We start from the raw sequence: 20,409 nt of genomic DNA, 5'->3' as shown, positions 1-20,409 counted from the left end.
TTGAAGAAGCTAAATTCAGCACATCTTGTATACTTTATTGCTTCGGATCAGTGACAACGCTTCCTCTTCAGGCAAAGGCCTGCTGATATAAAAGCCCTGAATGAGATCGTATTTCGACTGCTTCGCATGCTCCAGCTGCTTCACGGTCTCTACGCCCTCGGCCACGACATTCAAGCCCAGCCGCCTGCCGATCAGCACCATGGCCCGGGCAAGTGAACGGTCATCCCCTTGATCCGATATTTGCGCGATAAACGAACGGCTGACCTTCAGCGTCGTCAGCGGCAGCTGCTGCAAATAGCTGAGTGAGATGTATCCCGTGCCGAAATCGTCCAGCGCGAGGCGCACCCCTGCAGCTTGCAGCCTGCCCAGCTTTGCGATCAATATGTCGGGCGCTACCATGCCGACAGACACCGATTCCGTAATTTCGAGCTCCAGATGCTCCGGAGGCAGTCCCGTGTTCCTCAAGATTCGCAGCACCATATCGACGAAATCCTCCTGCATAAGCTGAACGATCGAAATATTCACCGATATCCGCAGCTGCCCATACCCTTCCGCCTGCAGCTGCGCTGCGAACCTACAGGATTCCGCCAGCACCCATTCCCCGATCGGGACGATTAATCTGCTGTCTTCAGCGATCCGGATGAAAGCGAGCGGCGCGAGCAAGCCAAGCGCTGGGCTGTTCCAGCGGATCAAGGCCTCAAAGCCCATAATCCGGCCTGTCCTGAGGCTGATTTTGGGCTGATAATGCAGAATGAACTCCTTATTCTCAATACCATGGCGAAGCTGCGTCTCCAATTGAATCCGCTCGTTGAATGTCCGCAAATAAGCCGGATCGAACAGCACATATTTACCTTTACCCGCTTCTTTGGCATTATACATGGCCACATCTGCGTTTCTCAAGATTTCATCCACCGCGCGGCCGTCTTTCGGATAGAAGGAGACCCCCACGCTCACCGACACCTGCAAATCCGTGCCATTAATCCTAAACGGCTCCTTGAAGCCTGCAATAACCCTTTCTGCGGCAGCGATCGCCTCTGCTTCATCCCTAATGCTGCGCATGAACACGACAAACTCATCGCCCCCAAGGCGAAACAGCATGGCCTGTTGGCCGACCATGTCGGACAGCCTCCGGCTGGCTTCAATCAGCAATTGATCCCCGAACTTATGTCCCATCGTATCATTGACGTATTTAAAGTTATCGGTATCCACAAAAAATACCGCCGCCCTCTCTTCCGATGAAGCAAAATAGCCCTCCAACTCCTTCAACAGGTACAGCCGGTTCGGCAGGCCGCTCAAGGTGTCGTAATAAGCCAGCTGGTGCAGCTTCTCCTGAGAGAGCTTCAATTCATGGATATCCTCATGCGTTCCGGCCATGCGGTATGCCCGTCCCCGCCTGTCAAACAACGCTTTGCCCCGGCCAAGAAACCAGCGGTATTCTCCGCTTTTTACCCGCAGCCTGTACCGGCACTCAAACAGCTCTGTCTCCCCTCTTGTCGCCGCATCCATCGCCTTCTGCACTGTTTCTTGATCGTCTGGATGTATAAGATTGTCCAGAATATCGCTGGATACATGATCATCCTTCGTATAGCCCAGCAGTTCAAACCAGCGGGCTGAATAGAACCTCTTGTTGCGGAGCAGATCCATCTCCCATATGCCGGCGTTCGAGGCTTCGATCACAAGCCGGTGCTGTTCTTCATTCCGGCGAAGCATATCCTGGTTTTCAACTAGCTTCTCATAGTTTTCGAGCAGTTCTTTCTGGGTATTCTTCAGCTCCTCGCATGCGGCTTCCAGCTCGCGGCAGCTCTCCTCCAGCTTTAGCTCATACCTTTTTCGTTCCGTAATATTGATCATTGAGCCAGCAAAGCGGACAACCTGACCCTCGCCGTTCCTTCTCGTAATCCCCCTGGCCTGCATCCATAAATAGGCCCCGTCCTTCCTCCTGATGCGGTACTCGCTTTCGTACACGGGTGTATATCCATTTAAGCAGGCCTGTCGCGCACGCTCCGTGTCCGCCCAATCATCAGGATGTATGACCTTCTTTAATCCTTGAACGGTCAGCTCAATCTCGCTGCGGTCATAACCTAGCAAATCATAGAACCGGTCCGAGACGAAATATACGCCTACGGCTGGGTCGATGTCCCAGATGACGGCACCCGATCCGCGGGTGGCCAGCCTGAATCTTTCCTCGCTGACTCTAAGCTTCTCCTGATTGGCCACCAATTCGTCGAACTGGCGCTGCATTTCTTCCTGCGTGGCCGTCAGTGTCTCATAGGTCGCCTCCAATTCTTGGTAACTGCTCTGCAGCTTGTCCTGGGACATCCTATGTTCATGAATATCCATTCCAATCAGCACAATGCGGCCCGACTCTGCCGAGCTCCTTCCCCCGCCGATGGCCGAAGTCCTGAACGAGAATGTCCTTAACCGTTCTCCGCTCCCGAAGCTGATCATCACCTCCTTATCCTGAACGAATTTATTCGCAAGCGCATCATTCAATAGCGCGATGACTTCCTGCCAGCCGCTGCAAAGCTCCGCAATCTCATCATACTTGCGGCCGACAACCTCACTGCCGTTGACCCCAATCAGTCTTTCCGCGTAACTGTTAAGCCTTACGATGGTCTTGTCCAGCTTGACCGTCCAAATACACATACGCCCATAGTCAAAAATATCATGGAACAAGGCTCTTTCGGCCAGCATTTTTTTTCTGAACTGAACCGTTAACACGAGTGAACAAAACATGCCGAGCGTGGTTATGCCGAGTAAAAACATCATATGTATTCCTAGCACCCGGGCTCCTCCTTTATGCTGCATAAAATGTCTAATCACTACAAGGAGAGGAAATATAATGGGGAAAATGGAGCTATGGCGATTGTAACTATGTAGAATTTCTCCCTATATTGACTAATATTAACATATGATATATGGAACCTGGTGCTATTTTTACCTATCCTTTTCTCTAGTCCTGTGGACAATATCACAGACTTGCAATTAATATTGTAATATCGTAATATTGCGATATTAAGATATTGCCGATCTGGAGGTTGCTCATGGACAACAATTTCCAAGCTTACGAAGAAGCTGCTGAAATGCTTAAAGCGCTGGCCCACCCGGTTCGCCTCTGCATCGCCCGCGGGCTGCTGAAGCACGGCCCGTGCAATGTGTCATATATGCAGGATTGTCTGGAAATTCCGCAATCCACAGTCTCTCAGCATCTGCAGAAGCTAAGGACGAACGGCATCGTGAAGGCTGAACGCCACAGGCATGAAATTCATTACACCATCGAAAATGAACAGGTCAGACAGCTTATCCTTACTTTATTTGGGGAGGAATCATCATGAAAAGAAAAATTTTGATCGTCGGCGGCGTAGCAGGCGGCGCCTCGGCAGCTGCCCGGCTTCGCCGGCTGGACGAGGAAGCGCATATTGTGCTGTTCGAACGCGATCCGTATATATCCTTTGCCAATTGTGGACTGCCGTATTACATCGGCGATACGATCAAAGAGCGCTCGAAGCTGATCGTGCAGACACCGGAGGCGATGCGCCGCCGCTTCAATATTGATGTCCGTACAGGCAGCGAGGTGCTCTCTCTTGATCCAGCTGCCAAGACGGTCAAAGTGCGGAGCGAAGAACACGGGGAATACGTGGTAGCTTATGATGCGGTCATTTTGTCGCCGGGAGCAAAGCCGATCCGGCCAGCGCTGCCAGGGATCGATCATCCGCAAATTTATACCCTGCGCAACATTCCGGATACCGACCGCATCAAAGAGCAGGTAACATCGGCCAGCAAGCGCTCCGCTGTCGTTATCGGCGGCGGGTTCATCGGGATCGAGATGGCGGAGAATTTGCGGGAGATCGGACTGGATGTCGCCCTCGTCGAAGCAGGCCCGCAAATTTTGGCGCCGTTTGATGCCGAAATGTCGAATATGCTGGCGAAGGAGATGGAGCAGCAGGGCGTCAAGCTGCATCTTGGCGACAGCGTAACAGGCTTCGCCGATGCAGATGGCGAGGTTACAGTGAAGCTGGCCAGCGGCACGGAGCTGCAGGCAGGCCTGGTCATTTTGGCGATCGGCGTAGCACCTGATACCCGCTTCCTGCAGTCCAGCGGTATCGCACTCGGCCCGAAAGGCCATATCCTTGTCAACGAGCATATGCAGACAAATCTGGAGGACGTCTATGCGGTCGGCGACGCGGTGGAGACCATGGACTTCGTCAGCGGCTCGAAAACAGCGGTGCCCCTGGCCGGTCCTGCTAACAAGCAGGGCCGAATTGCCGCGGACAACATCTGCGGGCTGGGGACGACATATAAAGGAACGCAGGGCACCTCTATCATTAAAGTGTTCAGCCTGACCGGTGCGTCCACCGGCAATAACGAGAAGACGCTGCAGCGTCTTGGAACGCCTTATCATGCGATCTATGTGCATCCAAGCTCGCATGCCACCTATTATCCGGGCGCTTCCCCGCTGACGGTCAAGCTGCTGTTCAGCCCCGAAGGCCGTGTGCTCGGCGCACAGGCTGTCGGCAAAAGCGGTATAGACAAACGGCTGGACGTTCTTGCCTCAGCTATTCGCTTCAAAGGAAGCGTGGCGGATCTGACCGAGCTCGAGCTGACTTATGCGCCTCCTTATTCGTCCGCGAAGGACCCGGTTAACATGGCCGGCTATGCGGCCGAGAACGTGCTGACCGGCAAGACGCGCGTATTCCTGCCGAGAGAGCTGGAAGACCGGGATGAGAGCAGCACCTTGCTCGTCGACGTGAGAACGGAAGCCGAGCATGCGCGTGGGCATATTCCGGGCTCCGTCAACATTCCAGTTGATGAGCTGCGCGAACGCCTGGACGAGCTCGATACGAACAAGGAAATCTGGGTATACTGCCAGGTCGGCCTTCGCGGCTATACCGCTTCCCGTATCCTGAACCAGCGCGGATTCCGGACCCGGAATCTGACAGGCGGGTATGTGACCTACCAAACATACGCATACAAACCAGGGCAATAACGGCTGTCCACGCGGCTCTAAGCTGTCCTCAATAAAACCAACCCGGCCTTTCCCTCCATCTGCGGAGGCAAGGCCGGGTTGGTTGTCCTTTGCCAAGCGAAGCGTAACTTTTACTTGCCGTCTCTTACGCCTTTCATCTATAGCTTCTCTTTGTCCTCGGCGTCCAGATACGGCTTGTTCACGTAGTAATACATGAACCCCATGAAGATAACGCCGCCGATCAGGTTGCCGATCGTCACCGGAATCAGGTTGTGCAGCACGCCGGCAAACGAAATTGTAACCGACTGATCCAAGACAAGTGCAATCGCGAAGGTACACATGTTGGCAATGCTGTGCTCATACCCAGAGATGAAGAAGCAGAACACGAACAGCATCATCGCAAACATTTTGGCCCCGTCGCCCTTTAACGACATCGGAATGAAAAAGGCAAGGCAAACGAGCCAGTTACATAGAATAGCCCGGAAGAACAGCTCGGACGTCGACGTTGTCATTTTGTGCTCGACCACATTGAGCAAAAAGCTGTTTACCGATGAATCCGTGAATAATCCGGTCAAGAAAATCAGAAGCGCAAAGGCCGCAGCTCCCATAATATTGCCTGTGTAGCTAAGCACCCACAGCTTGGCCGCCTCCACCCACTTCAGCCGCCTCCTCAACGCAGCGAATGAATAATAGAACGTATTCCCCGTGAAGAGGTCCCCTCCGCCATAAGCGATCAGAATAATAGCTGCGCCAAATGTAATTGCAGCCATCGGATAGGTTAGCGGCGAATGCTCCATATAGAAGAAGTTGCCCGTTTTAAAAGCAACAATGACCCCGAACCCGATGAACATGCTGGCGAGCATGGATCTGGCGATGTAATGGAGCGGGTTCTGCTTGTAAATCTTATGCTTCTTGAGCGCCAGCTCCTCTACTTTATATAGTGATTCTGTTTCCATAGTGCCTCCCGAATCATGATATTTACTCATTCTCCATATATCCCAGTCCTTGTCAAGGAAATGACTGGGATGCGCTGCCGATTTTTTTGTACGATATCCTTGCTCTCTTATTTACTTTTGGCGGGTAATTGTGCATAATGAGAATAGAGTGTATGATAATGATTATCATTATTGTTATGTCGGCATCTTAGAATGATATATGATTTACGTTAACATAAGGAGAGTAACGATTATGAATCTATCAGTGCGCAAAGCTTCGCTCCAAGTCGACGACTACCTGGATTTGCTGAATCTGGCCACACGTCTGGGCGACGTGAAATGGCAAAAGGAGATTTTACGCAAGCTGGAGTACATGCGGCATACCGTGGCGGAAATGAAGTATTAAATATAGAGACCCAAGACACAAGAAAAAAAGGAACTTATTGACATTTCTATCCTGTATCGTGTATATTGGACAGAAATCATCCATAAGAAACAGCTTACGACGGAAGCACCCGTAAGAGCAGGCGCCAGCGCCTATTCTTGCAGGTGCTTTTTTGTCGTTCGCATGACTTGATGGGTAAGGAGATGAAGAAATTTGGTTATTCGTAGTGCCGGAACACGGCGATGGTTAGCTTTGCTGTTCACTGCAACTCTTATCCAGGTCTTTATCGCTCCCGCGCCTTCTGCCAAGGCAGCTTCCATGGAATTTACCGATTCCGTGAGAACTTCCCTAAATAAAACGGCGGAGGCTGCGGGCGGCAGCACGGAAACACGCCTGAAGAAGCTGTATAACGACTTAGCGGCTCTCGATAAGCAGCTAACAGCCCAGGATACCAAGACCAACAGCCTTCGGCTCAGCAATGAGGCCCGGCTTATCCAGACCCGTAAGCAAATTGCTAATATCGACGCGGACAAAATCCTCAAGCTGGACAATCAAGCCAAGTCGGCGCGGAGCAAGCTGCAGCCGCTGCTGGATTTGCACAGCTCCCTGAACAAGCAGGCCGCAGCTGTCAAATCGCTGAAGGATAAGAGCCTGCACAAGTCGCTGAAGCAGAAGGCCGACGCAATGAAGCCAGCGATTGACCTTGCCCGGCTCCACATTCGAAACCGGGAAGCAGAGCTAAAGGCCGCTAAGAGCGAGAAGACGAGAAAGACGAAGGAAATACGCTCCGTGCTCTCCCAAATCGACACCGTCAAAATCAAGATAAAAGCGGAGCGAAGCTCGGTCAGCAGCAAAAATAAGAGCATAGCTGCCGAATGGAAAAACTTCAAAACGGCCCTGAAAAATAAAGATGCCGGGAGAGCCTCAGATACACTGAACCGCTTAATCAACCTGTCGAATCAGGTGCTGGCCCATAAACAAAGCATCCACAAGCTGGAGACTCAAATTTCTGACATTATAGCGAAGGCTGCGGCCAAGATAAACTCAAAGTAAGGGGCGGAGCAACCAGGCGCCGATCACACAGCACGCTATATTGCCGAGTCCGCCCTGCTCACGCCTGGCAATGCGGCTGATCCTGACATGACAGCAGCTTTGCCCGGTATTCGAACGGCGATATTCCCTCCAGCTCCTTGAACACGCGAGAGAATTGCTTCGCGGTCTCGAAGCCTACAGCCGTGCTGATATCTGCAAGCTTAAGCGTATGGTCGTGCAGCAATTGCTTGGCCTTGCGAATTCTTACTTTTTTCAAATACACGACGAAGCTTTCTCCGGTAAACGCTTTGAAAGCCTCGCTGAAATAAGAATAGTTCAAGGACACGTGATTGCTGACGATGGCCATATTCAGGGAGCGATGATAGTTGTCTTCGATATAAGCCACCGCTTCCTTCATATCGCCATGCTCGGAGTGAGCCGAGCGAATGCCCTTGATATACTCGTGCAGACTGAACAGCAGCTGCTCCAACGATTTGAAATAATCATGAAAATGGCGGAATCGGCTCATCGTACCGACCTTGCGGTACAGCTTAAGCACCTCCACGGACGCTTCCCCATATACGCGGAACACTTCGTCCAGAACCTGCTCATTGATCCTCTGACTTATGCGCTCGATATAATGAATATCCAGCTCGGCCAGCTGTTCGCTATGGAAAATGGCATGAAGCAAAGGACTGATCTCCTTCTCACGATTCGTCCCTAGAATGTTGCCCAGCTTGCGGATTTCCTCCTCCGGCACGGCATAATTCAGCCGCGGCCCTTGAATATCCTGATGCCTGATCAACTGGACATGGGGATATATGAAGGAATACTGCAATGCCTCCAGCGCTTGGCCATAGCATTTCGGGATATCCTCCAAATGCTCCCCTACCTCGCTTAACCCGAATAGCAGGCCGCTGAGTCCCTTGCCTTCCGCGATTTGCGCCAGCTCGGCGATTTTCTCGCTGGAGCTGCCGATCAGGACGACCCGGCCCTCCCGGTCGTGGAAAGCCGCATTCACTGTGAGGCCCTCCACGAACTGCAGCAGTTCCTCGGCCAGCGCCATCAATTCCCCGCGCTTCATTTCGCGCCCATCCTCGTATTTATAGGCTGCAACGGCAACATTAAAGGGAACCGTATAATTCGCAAAATCAATTTCCCGCTCCAGCTCCCGCCGCTCCTGATCGGCAAGCCCGGTCTGCAGCAGCAGCTCCTGCAAACGGCTGGATTGCAGCTTCCGGCGGTAAGACTCCGCTCCAGCGATCGTCTCGGCTAGCCGGGAACGCCGTTCAATGTCCTCTTCGCATTTGCGCAGCGCGACAAACAGCTCATCCCGCCGGATCGGCTTCAGCAAGTATTCCTGCGCCTGATATTTGATGGCGGCCCGCGCATATTCGAAATCCTCGTAGCCGCTTAGAATAATAATGTTGGGTTTGGAGCGCTTCTCCCCTAGCAAGCCGCTGTCCGTCTCGCTCAGCTTCTCAATCAAGGCGATTCCATCCATAACCGGCATACGGATATCCGTAATAACAATATCCGCTCCTTCACTGCGGTACAGCCCAAAGGCTTCTTCCCCCTGGGTGGCCATCATGATAGCGTATGAGCCCGGGAATTCGCGCTCAATCATCATTTTTAATCCTAACCGGATATTTTTCTCGTCATCTACGATCAACAGCTTTCTCAATGTCCATCCCCCTCCCTGTTAGCAGCACCTTCGGGATTCTCATTACGACCTTGGCATATTGTCCCTGTACGCTGAAGACCTCTAGACCATAAGGTTTCCCGTAATAGAGCAATATCCGTTCATGGACGTTTCTGAGACCGATCCCTTCCGTCTTCTCCTCGCTCCGCTCGAAGCCTACCCTTTCCCTTTCCTGTAATCCGACGGCCACAATGCTGGCGTTAATCTGGCTGACAAGAAGTTCATCCATGCCGACTCCGTTATCAGCCACTGTGATGACAACTCCGCTATCCTCCCAATCTCTCACCGTAATCTTAATTTCCCGCTTCTGGCTTCCCCCGTCCGGCCAAGAGTATTTAACGCTGTTCTCTACGAGCGGCTGCAGCGACATCTTCAGCACTTCAAGCTCCATAAAATACGGCGGTATGTCCAACGACAATACTACAGGCTCGTCAAAACGGATATTCATAATTTCGATGTAGTTCTCAATATGACGAATTTCGTCCTTCAGTTTGACATATTCCCCCGTCCATTTGAAGTTGTAGCGCATCATCCCGCCCAGAGAAGTCAGCACATCGGAAATCGTCCGCTGATTCTCGATCTCGGCCAGCATCTTGATATTCTCCAGCGTGTTGTACAGAAAATGCGAATCGATCTGGCTGTACAGCGTCCGCAGCTCCGCCTCCTTCGTAATCGCCTGCTTCCGCACACCCTGAGCGATCAGCTCGTTAATCGTCTGCAGCAATTTATTGAAGTGATGCGCCAGCTCCCCGACCTCTCCGCTCTCTTCAAGCCGTGGAGCTGTCGTATTGAGCTCGCCCCTGCGCACCTTTTTCATCGCATCCGTCAGTCTCCTTAAGCCTTTTAATATCATGGAATTCAAAAAATATGTAATGATGGAGAGCACGAGAATGAGAATAATGTTGGCGGCGATAATTTGCTTCTTCAATTGCGCAATGTGATTGATCGGCTCTTCCATGGATATCACGTTGATCAAGTGAGCCCCTATCCGTTCTACCGGAGATGCCGTAATCAAATATGACCGGTCATCCACATTAAACCTGCTGGTCTCCTCGCCGCTTTGCTGCAGCCCGGCAAACTGCCGCTGCACTTCCTTCACGAACGCCTCACTGTCGCTGGATATGCTCCGCCGCTGATCCATGAACAGCGTTCCGCTATCGTCCATGATCATCATCTGGTAATCAACGTCGCCAATGCCTGCAAACGTCTTCGGAGAAAACTCCTTCAGCAGCATTTCGATGCTGATGATGCCGACATGCCTGCCCCCTTCATTGATTTCCCGCAGCAGGGAAATTTTCGGCTGATCGACGTTCGGCTCAGACGTATAACGCTTCATAATGTCCCGGTCGCCGTCCTGGAACACCCACATTTCCGCCCCGCCCAACGCGCTGGCCTCAGCAAACCAGGCCTCCTTCTCAATCCGTTTCTCCTGGAACACAATCGGCCATATTTCCTGAATCAGAGGGTTGTTGCCGAACAGCCGCCAATGCAGAATGCTGGGATTATTAAATTGAATCCGGCTGAAATCGGCAAAAGTTCCCCGCGAAAGCTCCAGCAGTTCGATCGTTCCCGGCTCCTCGCTCAGGGTTAAATAATCGATCAATTCCTGATCCAGTCTCGTAATCTGCGCAGCGGAGTCCATCACCTCAATCTGCTTCTGGATATGGAATTTCTCCAGCTCCAGCATAAATTGACTTTGCTTCACCGCATCCCGGGTATACGTCTTGCTGATTTCATTGAAGAAATAATTGGAGATAATGATGCTCGGTATCAAAATAATGACGATATACGCAGTGACCAAACGGCTCTGCATCGATCTGCGCTTAAGCCAGAATAGAGCCGGCTGCAAAGCCGAAATCATACGCTGCTTCATCCTCTGCACTTCCTGTTCTGCGCGGAAATACGCTATATAAAATCACTGTTGCATTTACCAAATTTTTCTGTTTACTGAAATGCTTACTTCAAGACGACATTTACCAAACTGTCGGTACACTGAAATGCTTACACTAAGACGCATTTACCAAACTTTCTGTTCACTAAGATGCTTACACTGCAGCCTGTACACTAAGACGCATTTATCAAACTATCGGGTACACTAAATGGAATTCTTGTAACTAAATTCACCCTAAGCGAAGATTTCAGGGGATTAGATGGATTTTACGTACCTAAAATCAAGAATCCAGCCCATGATTGGCCATTCCCCTGCTTCTAACGACATGAAATCCATTTAAATCTGCCTTCCCTTCTTTATTGCAAAAACTAACTACTACAAATCCATTTATATAAATGGACTTTACCAAAAAAGCTGCGGCTTTCTTGCAATATGCTATAATCCTTGAAAATACGGCCAAAGGGGCCCCCATTCGGCCAAGACCGACATGGGGTACCCCGTAGCAAAACAAGCTATTCACCTATTGAATGAATTCGGCAAGCTTCTTCACATTCTCTTCAAACTTCTGCTGCTTGTATGCCTGAACCTTAGCAAAGCCAAGCTCGTCGCGCTTCTTCAAGTAAGCCTCCCAGATTTGATCGAACTCCTCATCCGATTTGGCCAACAGCAGTTTAGGCAATACCTTGCCCCACTCCTGTAAAATTTTCGTATTCATAATGCCTTCGTCGGAATTGCCGACCGGATCGATCTGATCGTATTGCGACAGGCTCACCGTCTTGCCGCGAGTCCAGTCTTCCATTTGCTTGAACGGTTCAACCGCCGGCGGCGCCCAGGCCGGAGTCATGTTCGTATCCATCAGCATCCAGAACGTATGGGAAGCGCCATATTTCTTATCGAACGCGCTGCGGTCGCTGTTCAGCAATTCCTCGACCTCCGGCAGGAACTGATCCTTGCCATCGATCGTATCCCAGGTTACGCCTTGCTTTCCAAGGAACGTATCCCGCTGGCCTTCTTCCGAAATCATGTAATCAAGGAAACGGATGGCCCGGGCTTTGTCCTTCACGTTCTTGGAAATTAAAGTGACCGTCCAGCCGGAAATCGATGGCCCCGCCAGTGTTGGCTGATCCAGGTTGGAGTTCGCCGGACCGTCTACCGCAATATATACGGAATTCGGATCTTCAGCATACAATGCGTTTTGCTGGGCCGCTAAATCTGACCTCGAATACAGCATGGCAAAGTAACGGCCTTGAGCAATTTTCTCCTCCATTTGCGGACGCTTATCGATGAAGACATCCTTAGCCAGCAATCCCATTTCATTGGCTTTGCGTATCGTCTTCAGCCATTTTACGAAATCAGGATCGGTGAATCTGTCGTTCAGCTTGCCATCCTTCTCATGAGGCACCGCCAGGAAATTCTGAATGTAATGCTCGAAAGACGCGTTGCCCTTCTCGTGGAAATCGTACATGCCCAGCGGAATCAGCGGCTGCCCGTTAATGCTCGGGAACATTTTCTTGGCATCATCAAGCGCCTTTAGAAATCCTTCCGGCGTCCGCATATCCGGGCTGCCCAGCGCTTCATACATATCCTTGCGCACCAGGAAAGTCTGCGTCGAAGTCAGATTATCTCCGAACTTCTTATAGTCCTCAGGCGAGGACGATGAGTTCGGATATCCGTAAATATTGCCGTCCTCCTGTGTATACCACGAAACCTTCGCCGGGTCCGTTACCTTATAGAAATAAGGATCGTATTGGTCGGCCAGCTCATTGAGCGGCAGCACCAGGCCGCCCTCGATCATTTGCTTGACAGCGTCTTCATACCAGCCCAGCGTAATGAAGTCCGGAAGGTTGCCGGAAGCGATCATCGTATTCATTTTCTCCGCCTCATTACCAGCCGGAACGATGAAGTTTATGTTAACCCCCGTCTTCTCCGTTACGTACTGGCTTGTAATATCTACGCCCCATTTGTTCGGGAACCAGGAAAAGTTGATATACCAGTCAAATGTAATCGGCGACGTATCTACTTTCCAGCCCGGATCATTTTCCGTCAATTTCACTTCCTCGGCCGGCTGTTCACCATTCGGCTGCTCAGCGCCGTTCCCGTTCTTGCTTCCGCCTCCGCTGGAGCATGCTGTCGACAAAACTAGCAGCAGCGCGCAGAGAAGCATTGCAAAACTCTTTGTCTTAGGCTTCGCCATCATGCAAGATTACCCCTTTTCTTCATTGAAATAAGTATAATATGACTCTCGCTAACGGATCACTATAATTTAGCAAGAGGGACTACCGCTTGGAAGCGGAAGGCTTCTGACATCCGTATGCTGCCTCCCGCCTTCGGGCTTACCCTTTGATCGAACCAATCATCATCCCCTTAACAAAATAGCGCTGCAGGAATGGATAGACGAAAACAATCGGCAGCGTGGTGACGACCATCGTCGCCAGCTTAATGGATTGCGATGTTACAGTTTTGCCAATGCCGCCCGGGATTTGAGCCACCATCTGATTTGAGCTCGACTGGGCCACGACCCGGTATAAATAGGTCTGAATCGGCTGCAAATCCATATTGTTCATATAAATCACTCCGGTGAAGTAATCATTCCATTGATAGACGCCGTGGAACAGCGAGATTGTCGCGATAACCGGCATCGACACCGGAATGATAATTCGGATAAAAATCGACCAATCGTTGGCCCCGTCGATTTCCGCCGCTTCCTCCAGCCCATCCGGAATTTCCCGGAAGAAGGTCATGAAGATGATGAGATCAAAGAAACTGAACATAACCGGAATAATATATACGAGGAAATTGTCCAGCAGGTGTAAATCCTTCATCAACAGGTAGGTAGGTATCAATCCCCCGCCAAAAAACAGCGTTACCGTACCAATAAAAATATAAATCTTGCCCCCGATCAGCTCCCGCCTGGAGAAGGCATAAGCGACCATCGCCGTAAAAAATACGTGGAGGATTGTCCCCAGCAGCGTCTTTGCAACCGTAACGCCCATCGCCGTCATAATGCCGGGATTCCGGAAGACGCCCATATAATTTTCAAAGCTGAATATCCGGGGCCACCAATAAATTCCGCCGCGCATGCCGTCCACGCCCTCGTTCAGCGAGTTTACGACGACATACCAGATCGGGTATAAAGTTACGAAGCATATCAACAGCATTCCAATATTATTCAACAGGTCGAAGAGGGCTTCTCCCTTGGTCTTTCGATTGAGACTCAGCATGTCCGCTCGGCTCCTTCTCTAGAAGAGTGATGTATTATTCAGCTTCTTGGTTACGCTGTTCGCGATCAGCAGCAGGATCAGGGCTATCACCGATTTGAACAGACCAACCGCAGTGGAGTAGGAAAAGCGTCCGGACAGCATCCCTGTCTGGTACACATAAATATCGATGACATTGCTGGCACTCTCGTTGAGAGCGTTGCGCAGCACCAGAATTTGATCGAAATTGGAATTCAGGACGCCGCTGACAGCCAGAATGAACAGGATCGAAATCGTTCCCTTGATCGATGGCAGCGTGACGTACCACATTTTCTGAAACCTTCCCGCCCCGTCAATCGTAGCGGCTTCATACAAATCGGGCGATACGCTGGAGATAGCTGCCAGATAAATAATCGCTGACCAGCCCAGCTCCTTCCAGATATCGGACGTAATGATGATTCCCCAGAAATAGTCCGGCTCGGCAAGATAGGAAATCGGTTCTTTAATCAGGTTGAGCGCCAACAATATATTGTTGATGATTCCCACGTCCGCCAGCCAAGTCGTCAATATCCCGCCGAGAACGACCCAGGACAGGAAGTGCGGCAAGTAAGATATCGTCTGGATCGCCTTCTTATAGCGAAGCGAGCGTATTTCATTCAGAAATAAGGCGAAGATGATCGGCAGAGGAAAACCGATGATCAGCTTGATTAAGCTGATACCCAGCGTGTTCTTCATAACGTTCACGAAATTATCGTCCTCGAAGAAGGCTTTAAAATGCTCAAGCCCTACCCAGGGCGCCTCGGCAATGGTTCTGATAATCCTGTAATCCTTAAAAGCGATAATGATTCCGTACATCGGTACGTAGTTGAATAGAATGATCCAGGCGATGCCCAGCAAAGCCATGATCTGAATATGCCGCTGCCTGTGCAGCTTCCTCATCCAGTGGCGGCGAGGCGGCGAGGGGCGCATATTCTCCATCTTTGACAATGCGGCTGACTCGGCACTCTGCTCTAGTTCCATAGTTTGACCTCCAAGCTGTTCGTTTCGTTCCTATGCGTATCCATGAAAGCATTTTCATGTGTTTGAATTTATTGTACGATCTATCCCCTTAGGCCGTAAGGCTTCAGATTTCGTATGAGGGGCTCCAAATTTCGGCCGCAAAAAAGCAAAATCCCCCTTGCAGCAGCTGGCGAATGATCGCCAGGCTCCACAAAGAGGGATTTGAGTTCTATCTACTCATTACGATCGATGACATAAGTGATGATGGAGTGCGGCTCAAGCCGTGCCTCCAGCACCTCCGCTCCCAGACCAAGCGTAAAGCTCCGCAGCTCCTCGCTTTCATTCATGACAACAACAGCAAGCGTCCCATCCGGATTGGCAAACGCCGTGGAGAGCACGCCTGCTGTCCGCGACTCCAAGCCGATGCGTTCCGCTCCCGGAGCGATGAATTTGCTGAAATGACCGATGTAATAATAGGAGCTGTTATAATGGAGCGTATTTGTAACCGTGTCGGCAATGATCGGTGCATCGCACAGATTGTTCACATGGTTCGGTCCGCCCGTCTCATCCAGCACGATATTCCAGTCAAGATAGCCTTCCGTCCAGTTATTCAAATCCCCAATCATGTTTCGGCCATAGCGTTCACCGGTGAACCATTCCCCCAGCTTCACGCCGCCTTCCTGGCAGCCTTCCGTGAAGAGGAGGCCTTTGTCCGGGAACAAATCATGAACTTTGCCGACATTATCGAAGTCTTCGCTCACATACCAGTGGAAGCCTGTTCCCCAGACGTACTTCGCCGCCTCTGGATCGGACAGCACCACACTTGCGCGCTCCACCATAATATCCCGGTTGTGATCCCAAATGAGAATGTTCACGTCCTGCATACCGGCAGTATGCATCGCCGGGCCTAAATGATCTTTAATGAAATCCCGCTCCTCCTCGGCGCTGTAAATGCAGGAATCCCAGGTCTGAACCGCCGCCGGCTCGTTCTGGACAGTGATTCCCCAGATCGGCACGCCCTCCGCGCGGTACGCTTCGATAAATTTCGTATAGTAACGCGCCCATGCCTCGCGGTATTCCGGCTTAAGCGCCCCTCCATGATTCATATCCCCGTTCGTCTTCATCCAGGCTGGCGGACTCCATGGCGAGGCCAGCATCGTAATATCCCCGCCTCGGGTGCGGGCCGCATCCTTAACCAGAGGAAGAACCCATTTACGATCCCTGGCAATGTCAAACGTCTTCAGCTCGGTATCGTAATCCTCCACGTAAGTATAGTTCTCCAGAGCGAAGTCACAGCTATGAATATGCACACGGCCGATCGTGTAACCGATCCCCTCCTGCGGATCATAATAGCTGCGGATAACCTCCTCCCGTTTATCCGGGCTCATGCGGGACAGCGTATAAGCCGCTGCCTCCGTAAATGCCCCGCCAAATCCGAGGATCCGCTGGTAACGCAAGCCCAGCTGAAGCTCCAAATCGGCACTCTGCCCCTCAGCCCTTGGCTGAAATGACACCTTGCCCTGCTCCTTGAGGCGTTCATTCGTTTGCTTGGATGTCACAATGCATTTCGCTTGTCTGGCCATGTCCTACCCACTCCTTGTTTAGTATCATGGAGAAAAGCGCCTACTCCAGGGATAGGGGGCCCTTTCGTATGCGCTTTCACCTTTAAGCTTAAAAACTTGCTTAAATCTTAAAATGAAGCGAATTATCCCGTCAAACCAATACAAAATTTAGTGACCTTATACGAAATTTCGGTCCGTCCGGGAGCTGTAACATGGCCCTGCCCCTTTTAAATGTCCAAAGGGATTGAAAAAATTCGACAAAAAGCTCCATTTTCCTGATTTTCATATACGCTATCCATTGATTTCCTGCACCTTCCGCAATATGATATTTTTAAGGCATAATCCAATATGCTTATTCCATAAGTCCTACATAATTCGCGGTCAACTTGAGGGGGCTAATATATTGAGTCATTCCGGTATCGAATCACTGATCGATTCGGCCACACTGCTGAGATCTATTGATAAGATGGGGATCGGCCTAGCCATCACCGATCCTAATTTAAAGGATAACCCGCTCGTCTACGTCAATCAGGGCTTTGAAATGATTACCGGATACACTCGCGAAGAAGTGCTCATGCGAAATAGCCGGTTTCTGCAAGGCGAAGAGACGGATGAAGCCCATTTAGAGGTTATCCGGCAGGCGATCAAGGAAGGCCGGACCGATACTGTGACGATTAAAAACTACAGAAAAGACGGAAGCACGTTCTGGAACCAGTTCATTATTTGCCCTGTCATTAACTCGGAGGGCGAGCCAACCTATTTCATCGGCCTGCAATTCGATGTTACCAAGGAAATGGAAGAACGGGACGCCTCCGAGCAAAGAATCAAAATGCTCTCTTATTTCGATCCTCTCACCGGACTGCTGAACAATAACGGCTTCCGGGAAGCGATGAAGAAAGAATTCCAGGCGCCGGAAATGAATGTCCGCACCGCCGCCGTCATTCGCTTGAACCTGAACCGGTTCCGTTACATCAATGAAAGCTACGGCGAAGGCACTGGCAACGAGCTGCTCAAGGAAGTAGCGCGGAGACTCAAGAGTACCTTGGCTGAGGGAACGCCGATTTGCCGCAGCTTTGCAGATGATTTTATCGTCCTGCTCTCCGGCATCGACGATCCATTGCAGGTTCATGAGACCGCAATTGAGTTGAACGACGTCCTAAGACGGCCGTATATTCTCTCCGATGACGAAATCACGCTAGGATTCGGGATGGGAATCAGCCTCTACCCCGATGACGGCTGCGAGTCGGCCGTTCTGCTCAAGCATGCCGAGCTCGCGATGAAGGAAGCCAAAATTGAGGTACTCAACGGACCGCACTATTTCGATTACTACCTGCTGGATAAACTGCTGGAGCGGGTCAATATCGAGAAAAAGCTGCCGCGGGCCCTCACCGAAGGAGAATTCGAGCTCCATTATCAGCCAAAAATCGACGCAGCTACTAGAGCGCTTACCGGACTAGAGGCCTTGATCCGCTGGAATGATCCCGAGCTGGGGCGCATTTCACCTGCCTCGTTTATTCCGATCGCCGAAGATACCGGCTTTATCGTGCAATTGGGAGAATGGGTGCTGTGGGAGGCTTGCCGCACGAATAAAAAATGGCAGGATGCCGGATACCCGAAACTTCCGATCTCGGTGAACGTCTCTGCGGTCCAGTTCCGGCACCCCCATTTTGTACATATGGTCAAGCATGTACTGGAGCAAACTGGACTAGACCCGAAATATTTGGAACTGGAGCTGACGGAATCGCTCATCAATAATCCGATGATGATTAAAGAAAAGCTCGATTCTCTCAAGGAAAAAGGCATTAGCCTGTCGCTAGACGACTTTGGTACGGGCTATTCCTCCATTTACTATTTGAAGACATTGCCTTTACAGGTGCTCAAGATCGATCGGACATTCATCCAGGAAACCCCCTCCTCCCAGCGGGACAGCTCGCTGCTCCGTTCGATCATCGAGCTGGGCAAATCTTTAGGTATGACCGTGCTGGCGGAAGGCGTTGAGACCGAGGAGCAGTTCAAATTCCTGCAGGAAATCGGCTGCGATCAAATTCAAGGCTTTTATTACAGCCGGCCGCTGGATGAACAGGCTGCCGAACAGCTGCTAAGAACGGCAACCTGCAAGGAAGACCTGGTGCTTCATGAATCAACATGCAAATAAACGCCTGAAAGGCTTAGACGGCTTATTGCGAAATCGTACGAGCGATTTTAGCAATAAGCCTTTTTTGCGTCGTTTGCCCGCGCCGCCGCTTACCATACTTTCAGCAAACATTCAGTTTGGATTAAGCTTTGTTTCATTTACGCTCTGTAAACTATTCTTGAAGTTGTCTAATTTTAGGATCTACATAACTTTAAAGAAAGTTGGAATGGCGTGATGAAGAAAAAATGGCTATGGCCCGGCCTTGGAGCAGCTGCCATCCTGATCATTGCATCCGTGCTTTACATTATATTGGCGAAAGACAAGCAGGCCCAGCAACCCGTTATGGAACAGAGCACAGCCCGGGTTGCCAAAGGAGATATTCTCGTCAGCGTCTCGGGAGCCGGCAGCATTATTTCCACGGAAGAAGAGACGGTACGTACAAAAGACGAAGGCGTCGTTGCCGAAGTGAAGGTCAAGGAGGGCGATGTCGTCCAAAAGGGACAGACGCTGCTAACCTTTGAGGACAATGATCTCAGCGGCAGCATTGCCGCCAAGGAGTCCTCCCTGGAAAACGAGCAGCTGAATCTGGAGGAATTGCAGGACAAGTACAAACGTGAAGTATACGACGGAGGAACCGAAGAGTCGCTCGCCTCTATCAAGTTGTCCATCACCAAACAGGAGAAAAACATCCAGACGATTAAGGATGAGATCGCCTCGCTAAAAGAAGATATGATCGCCCCAGACCCGTTAACTGCACCGATCGACGGAACGATAACGGCGGTCCATATTTCTTCCGGCGAGCGGGCAAAGGAAGGGAATGAACTCTTCACCCTTATTGATTATCAAGCGCTAAGCGCGACCGTCAGCATCGATGAGCTGGATATCCCCAAGGTGCAAACAGACATGCGGGCCGAGGTCAAGCTGGATGCTATCCCTAACCAGACCTTTGCGGGCGTCGTTACCGGCATTGCCAACGAAGGAAAAGCGTCCGGCGGGGTGTCGCTGTTTGATGTAACCGTGAAGCTGGACAAGTCCGAAGGCATCCGCGCAGGGATGTCGGCGGAGGTCACAATTATTCTGGAAGAGAAAACGGATGTGCTGACCTTGCCTATCGAGGCTGTGCAGAAGGTCGGAGAGGACGATATGGTCATCCTTCCTTCCGCTGTCAAGACGGCTTCCAGCCTAGAAGCGCCGGCTAGTACGGGGCGGAGCAAGCCGAATCCGAATGTATCGTCACCTGAACCAGAGCAGCAGGAACAGCAAGGACCACAAGGACAGCAGGGGCAGCAGAGGCAGCAAGCGCAGCAAGGAAGCAGCGGGAACCCGGCAGGAGGACTGATGCAGAAGGTCGAGGTCGGAGTTCATGACGAGACACGCATCGAAATTGTGAGCGGGCTGCAGGAAGGCGATGAGGTCGTCATTCCAACGGTCCGAAGATCCGCTTCCTCCAACAATCAAGCTGGACAGCAAATGATGCCTGGCGGCAGCATGCCGGGTGCAGGCTTCGGCGGAATGGGCGGAGGTACGGGCGGCGTCATACCTGGCGGCGGCGCGTCCGGCGGCGGAGGAGCTATGCGCAGAAGCGGAGGCGGCTTCCAATGACATT

Annotated in this window: 14 protein-coding genes; 6 read left to right on the top strand and 8 right to left on the bottom strand. The window is 51.3% G+C overall.

Annotated features, from left to right (window positions below):
• Positions 1–15 precede the first annotated feature (15 nt).
• Complete coding sequence (locus tag MKX50_RS02080; protein WP_339158275.1) at positions 16–2,769, bottom strand: EAL domain-containing protein; 2,754 nt, start codon at positions 2,767–2,769, stop codon at positions 16–18.
• A gap of 275 nt (positions 2,770–3,044) precedes the next feature.
• On the opposite strand from MKX50_RS02080, the gene MKX50_RS02075 reads away from it, so the two are divergent.
• Positions 3,045–3,335, top strand: coding sequence for a metalloregulator ArsR/SmtB family transcription factor (locus MKX50_RS02075; RefSeq protein WP_213590843.1), 291 nt, complete (start codon positions 3,045–3,047; stop codon positions 3,333–3,335).
• On the top strand, positions 3,332–4,987 hold the full coding sequence (locus tag MKX50_RS02070) for an FAD-dependent oxidoreductase (protein WP_213590842.1): 1,656 nt from the start codon (positions 3,332–3,334) through the stop codon (positions 4,985–4,987). The genes MKX50_RS02075 and MKX50_RS02070 overlap by 4 nt, the downstream gene beginning before the upstream one ends.
• Before the next feature lie 137 nt (positions 4,988–5,124).
• On the opposite strand, the gene MKX50_RS02065 is transcribed toward MKX50_RS02070, so the two are convergent.
• Positions 5,125–5,922: a formate/nitrite transporter family protein gene (locus MKX50_RS02065; RefSeq protein ID WP_213590841.1), complete on the bottom strand. Its 798-nt coding sequence runs from the start codon at positions 5,920–5,922 to the stop codon at positions 5,125–5,127.
• 232 nt (positions 5,923–6,154) lie between these two features.
• Here MKX50_RS02065 and MKX50_RS02060 point away from each other — a divergent pair, with 232 nt between their 5' ends.
• Both MKX50_RS02060 and MKX50_RS02055 read left to right on the top strand, forming a co-directional pair.
• The gene (locus MKX50_RS02060; protein ID WP_213590840.1) at positions 6,155–6,307 is read left to right on the top strand and encodes a hypothetical protein; all 153 of its coding nucleotides are present in this window, start codon (positions 6,155–6,157) and stop codon (positions 6,305–6,307) included.
• A gap of 192 nt (positions 6,308–6,499) precedes the next feature.
• The gene (locus MKX50_RS02055) at positions 6,500–7,339 is read left to right on the top strand and encodes a hypothetical protein (RefSeq protein ID WP_213590839.1); all 840 of its coding nucleotides are present in this window, start codon (positions 6,500–6,502) and stop codon (positions 7,337–7,339) included.
• Between the two features lie 58 nt (positions 7,340–7,397).
• On the opposite strand, the gene MKX50_RS02050 is transcribed toward MKX50_RS02055, so the two are convergent.
• From MKX50_RS02050 to MKX50_RS02025, 6 genes are all read right to left on the bottom strand, one after another.
• Positions 7,398–9,002 carry a response regulator gene (locus tag MKX50_RS02050; RefSeq protein ID WP_213590838.1) on the bottom strand — a complete coding sequence of 535 codons (1,605 nt, stop codon included), beginning with the start codon at positions 9,000–9,002 and terminating at the stop codon, positions 7,398–7,400.
• Entirely contained in the window at positions 8,977–10,893 is a 1,917-nt protein-coding gene (locus MKX50_RS02045) for a sensor histidine kinase (RefSeq protein WP_213590837.1), read from the bottom strand. Before MKX50_RS02045 ends, MKX50_RS02050 begins: the two co-directional genes overlap by 26 nt.
• A 538-nt stretch (positions 10,894–11,431) precedes the next feature.
• A complete protein-coding gene (locus tag MKX50_RS02040) occupies positions 11,432–13,105 on the bottom strand; it encodes an extracellular solute-binding protein (protein WP_339159982.1) in 1,674 nt (557 codons plus the stop codon).
• A 139-nt stretch (positions 13,106–13,244) separates the two neighbouring features.
• Entirely contained in the window at positions 13,245–14,132 is an 888-nt protein-coding gene (locus MKX50_RS02035; RefSeq protein ID WP_339158274.1) for a carbohydrate ABC transporter permease, read from the bottom strand.
• Positions 14,133–14,150: 18 nt separating this feature from the next.
• Positions 14,151–15,086 (bottom strand): ABC transporter permease subunit, encoded by a 936-nt coding sequence (locus MKX50_RS02030; RefSeq protein WP_339159980.1) that lies wholly within the window; start codon positions 15,084–15,086, stop codon positions 14,151–14,153.
• Between the two features lie 254 nt (positions 15,087–15,340).
• The gene (locus MKX50_RS02025; protein WP_339158273.1) at positions 15,341–16,690 is read right to left on the bottom strand and encodes a glycoside hydrolase family 30 protein; all 1,350 of its coding nucleotides are present in this window, start codon (positions 16,688–16,690) and stop codon (positions 15,341–15,343) included.
• A gap of 382 nt (positions 16,691–17,072) precedes the next feature.
• Here MKX50_RS02025 and MKX50_RS02020 point away from each other — a divergent pair, with 382 nt between their 5' ends.
• Positions 17,073–18,824: an EAL domain-containing protein gene (locus tag MKX50_RS02020; RefSeq protein WP_339158272.1), complete on the top strand. Its 1,752-nt coding sequence runs from the start codon at positions 17,073–17,075 to the stop codon at positions 18,822–18,824.
• A gap of 213 nt (positions 18,825–19,037) precedes the next feature.
• Entirely contained in the window at positions 19,038–20,405 is a 1,368-nt protein-coding gene (locus MKX50_RS02015; RefSeq protein ID WP_339158271.1) for an efflux RND transporter periplasmic adaptor subunit, read from the top strand.
• Positions 20,406–20,409 lie beyond the last annotated feature (4 nt).

The organism is Paenibacillus sp. FSL W8-0186, assembly GCF_037969765.1.
Lineage (GTDB): Bacteria > Bacillota > Bacilli > Paenibacillales > Paenibacillaceae > Fontibacillus > Fontibacillus woosongensis.
This window is presented reverse-complemented; position numbering and strand designations above follow the sequence as displayed.

Coding starts and splice junctions, on each gene's coding strand:
- MKX50_RS02080 (WP_339158275.1), bottom strand. CDS start 2,769: ATGATGTTTTTACTCGGCATAACCACGCTCGGCATGTTTTGTTCACTC.
- MKX50_RS02075 (WP_213590843.1), top strand. CDS start 3,045: ATGGACAACAATTTCCAAGCTTACGAAGAAGCTGCTGAAATGCTTAAA.
- MKX50_RS02070 (WP_213590842.1), top strand. CDS start 3,332: ATGAAAAGAAAAATTTTGATCGTCGGCGGCGTAGCAGGCGGCGCCTCG.
- MKX50_RS02065 (WP_213590841.1), bottom strand. CDS start 5,922: ATGGAAACAGAATCACTATATAAAGTAGAGGAGCTGGCGCTCAAGAAG.
- MKX50_RS02060 (WP_213590840.1), top strand. CDS start 6,155: ATGAATCTATCAGTGCGCAAAGCTTCGCTCCAAGTCGACGACTACCTG.
- MKX50_RS02045 (WP_213590837.1), bottom strand. CDS start 10,893: ATGAAGCAGCGTATGATTTCGGCTTTGCAGCCGGCTCTATTCTGGCTT.
- MKX50_RS02040 (WP_339159982.1), bottom strand. CDS start 13,105: ATGGCGAAGCCTAAGACAAAGAGTTTTGCAATGCTTCTCTGCGCGCTG.
- MKX50_RS02035 (WP_339158274.1), bottom strand. CDS start 14,132: ATGCTGAGTCTCAATCGAAAGACCAAGGGAGAAGCCCTCTTCGACCTG.
- MKX50_RS02030 (WP_339159980.1), bottom strand. CDS start 15,086: ATGGAGAATATGCGCCCCTCGCCGCCTCGCCGCCACTGGATGAGGAAG.
- MKX50_RS02025 (WP_339158273.1), bottom strand. CDS start 16,690: ATGGCCAGACAAGCGAAATGCATTGTGACATCCAAGCAAACGAATGAA.
- MKX50_RS02015 (WP_339158271.1), top strand. CDS start 19,038: ATGAAGAAAAAATGGCTATGGCCCGGCCTTGGAGCAGCTGCCATCCTG.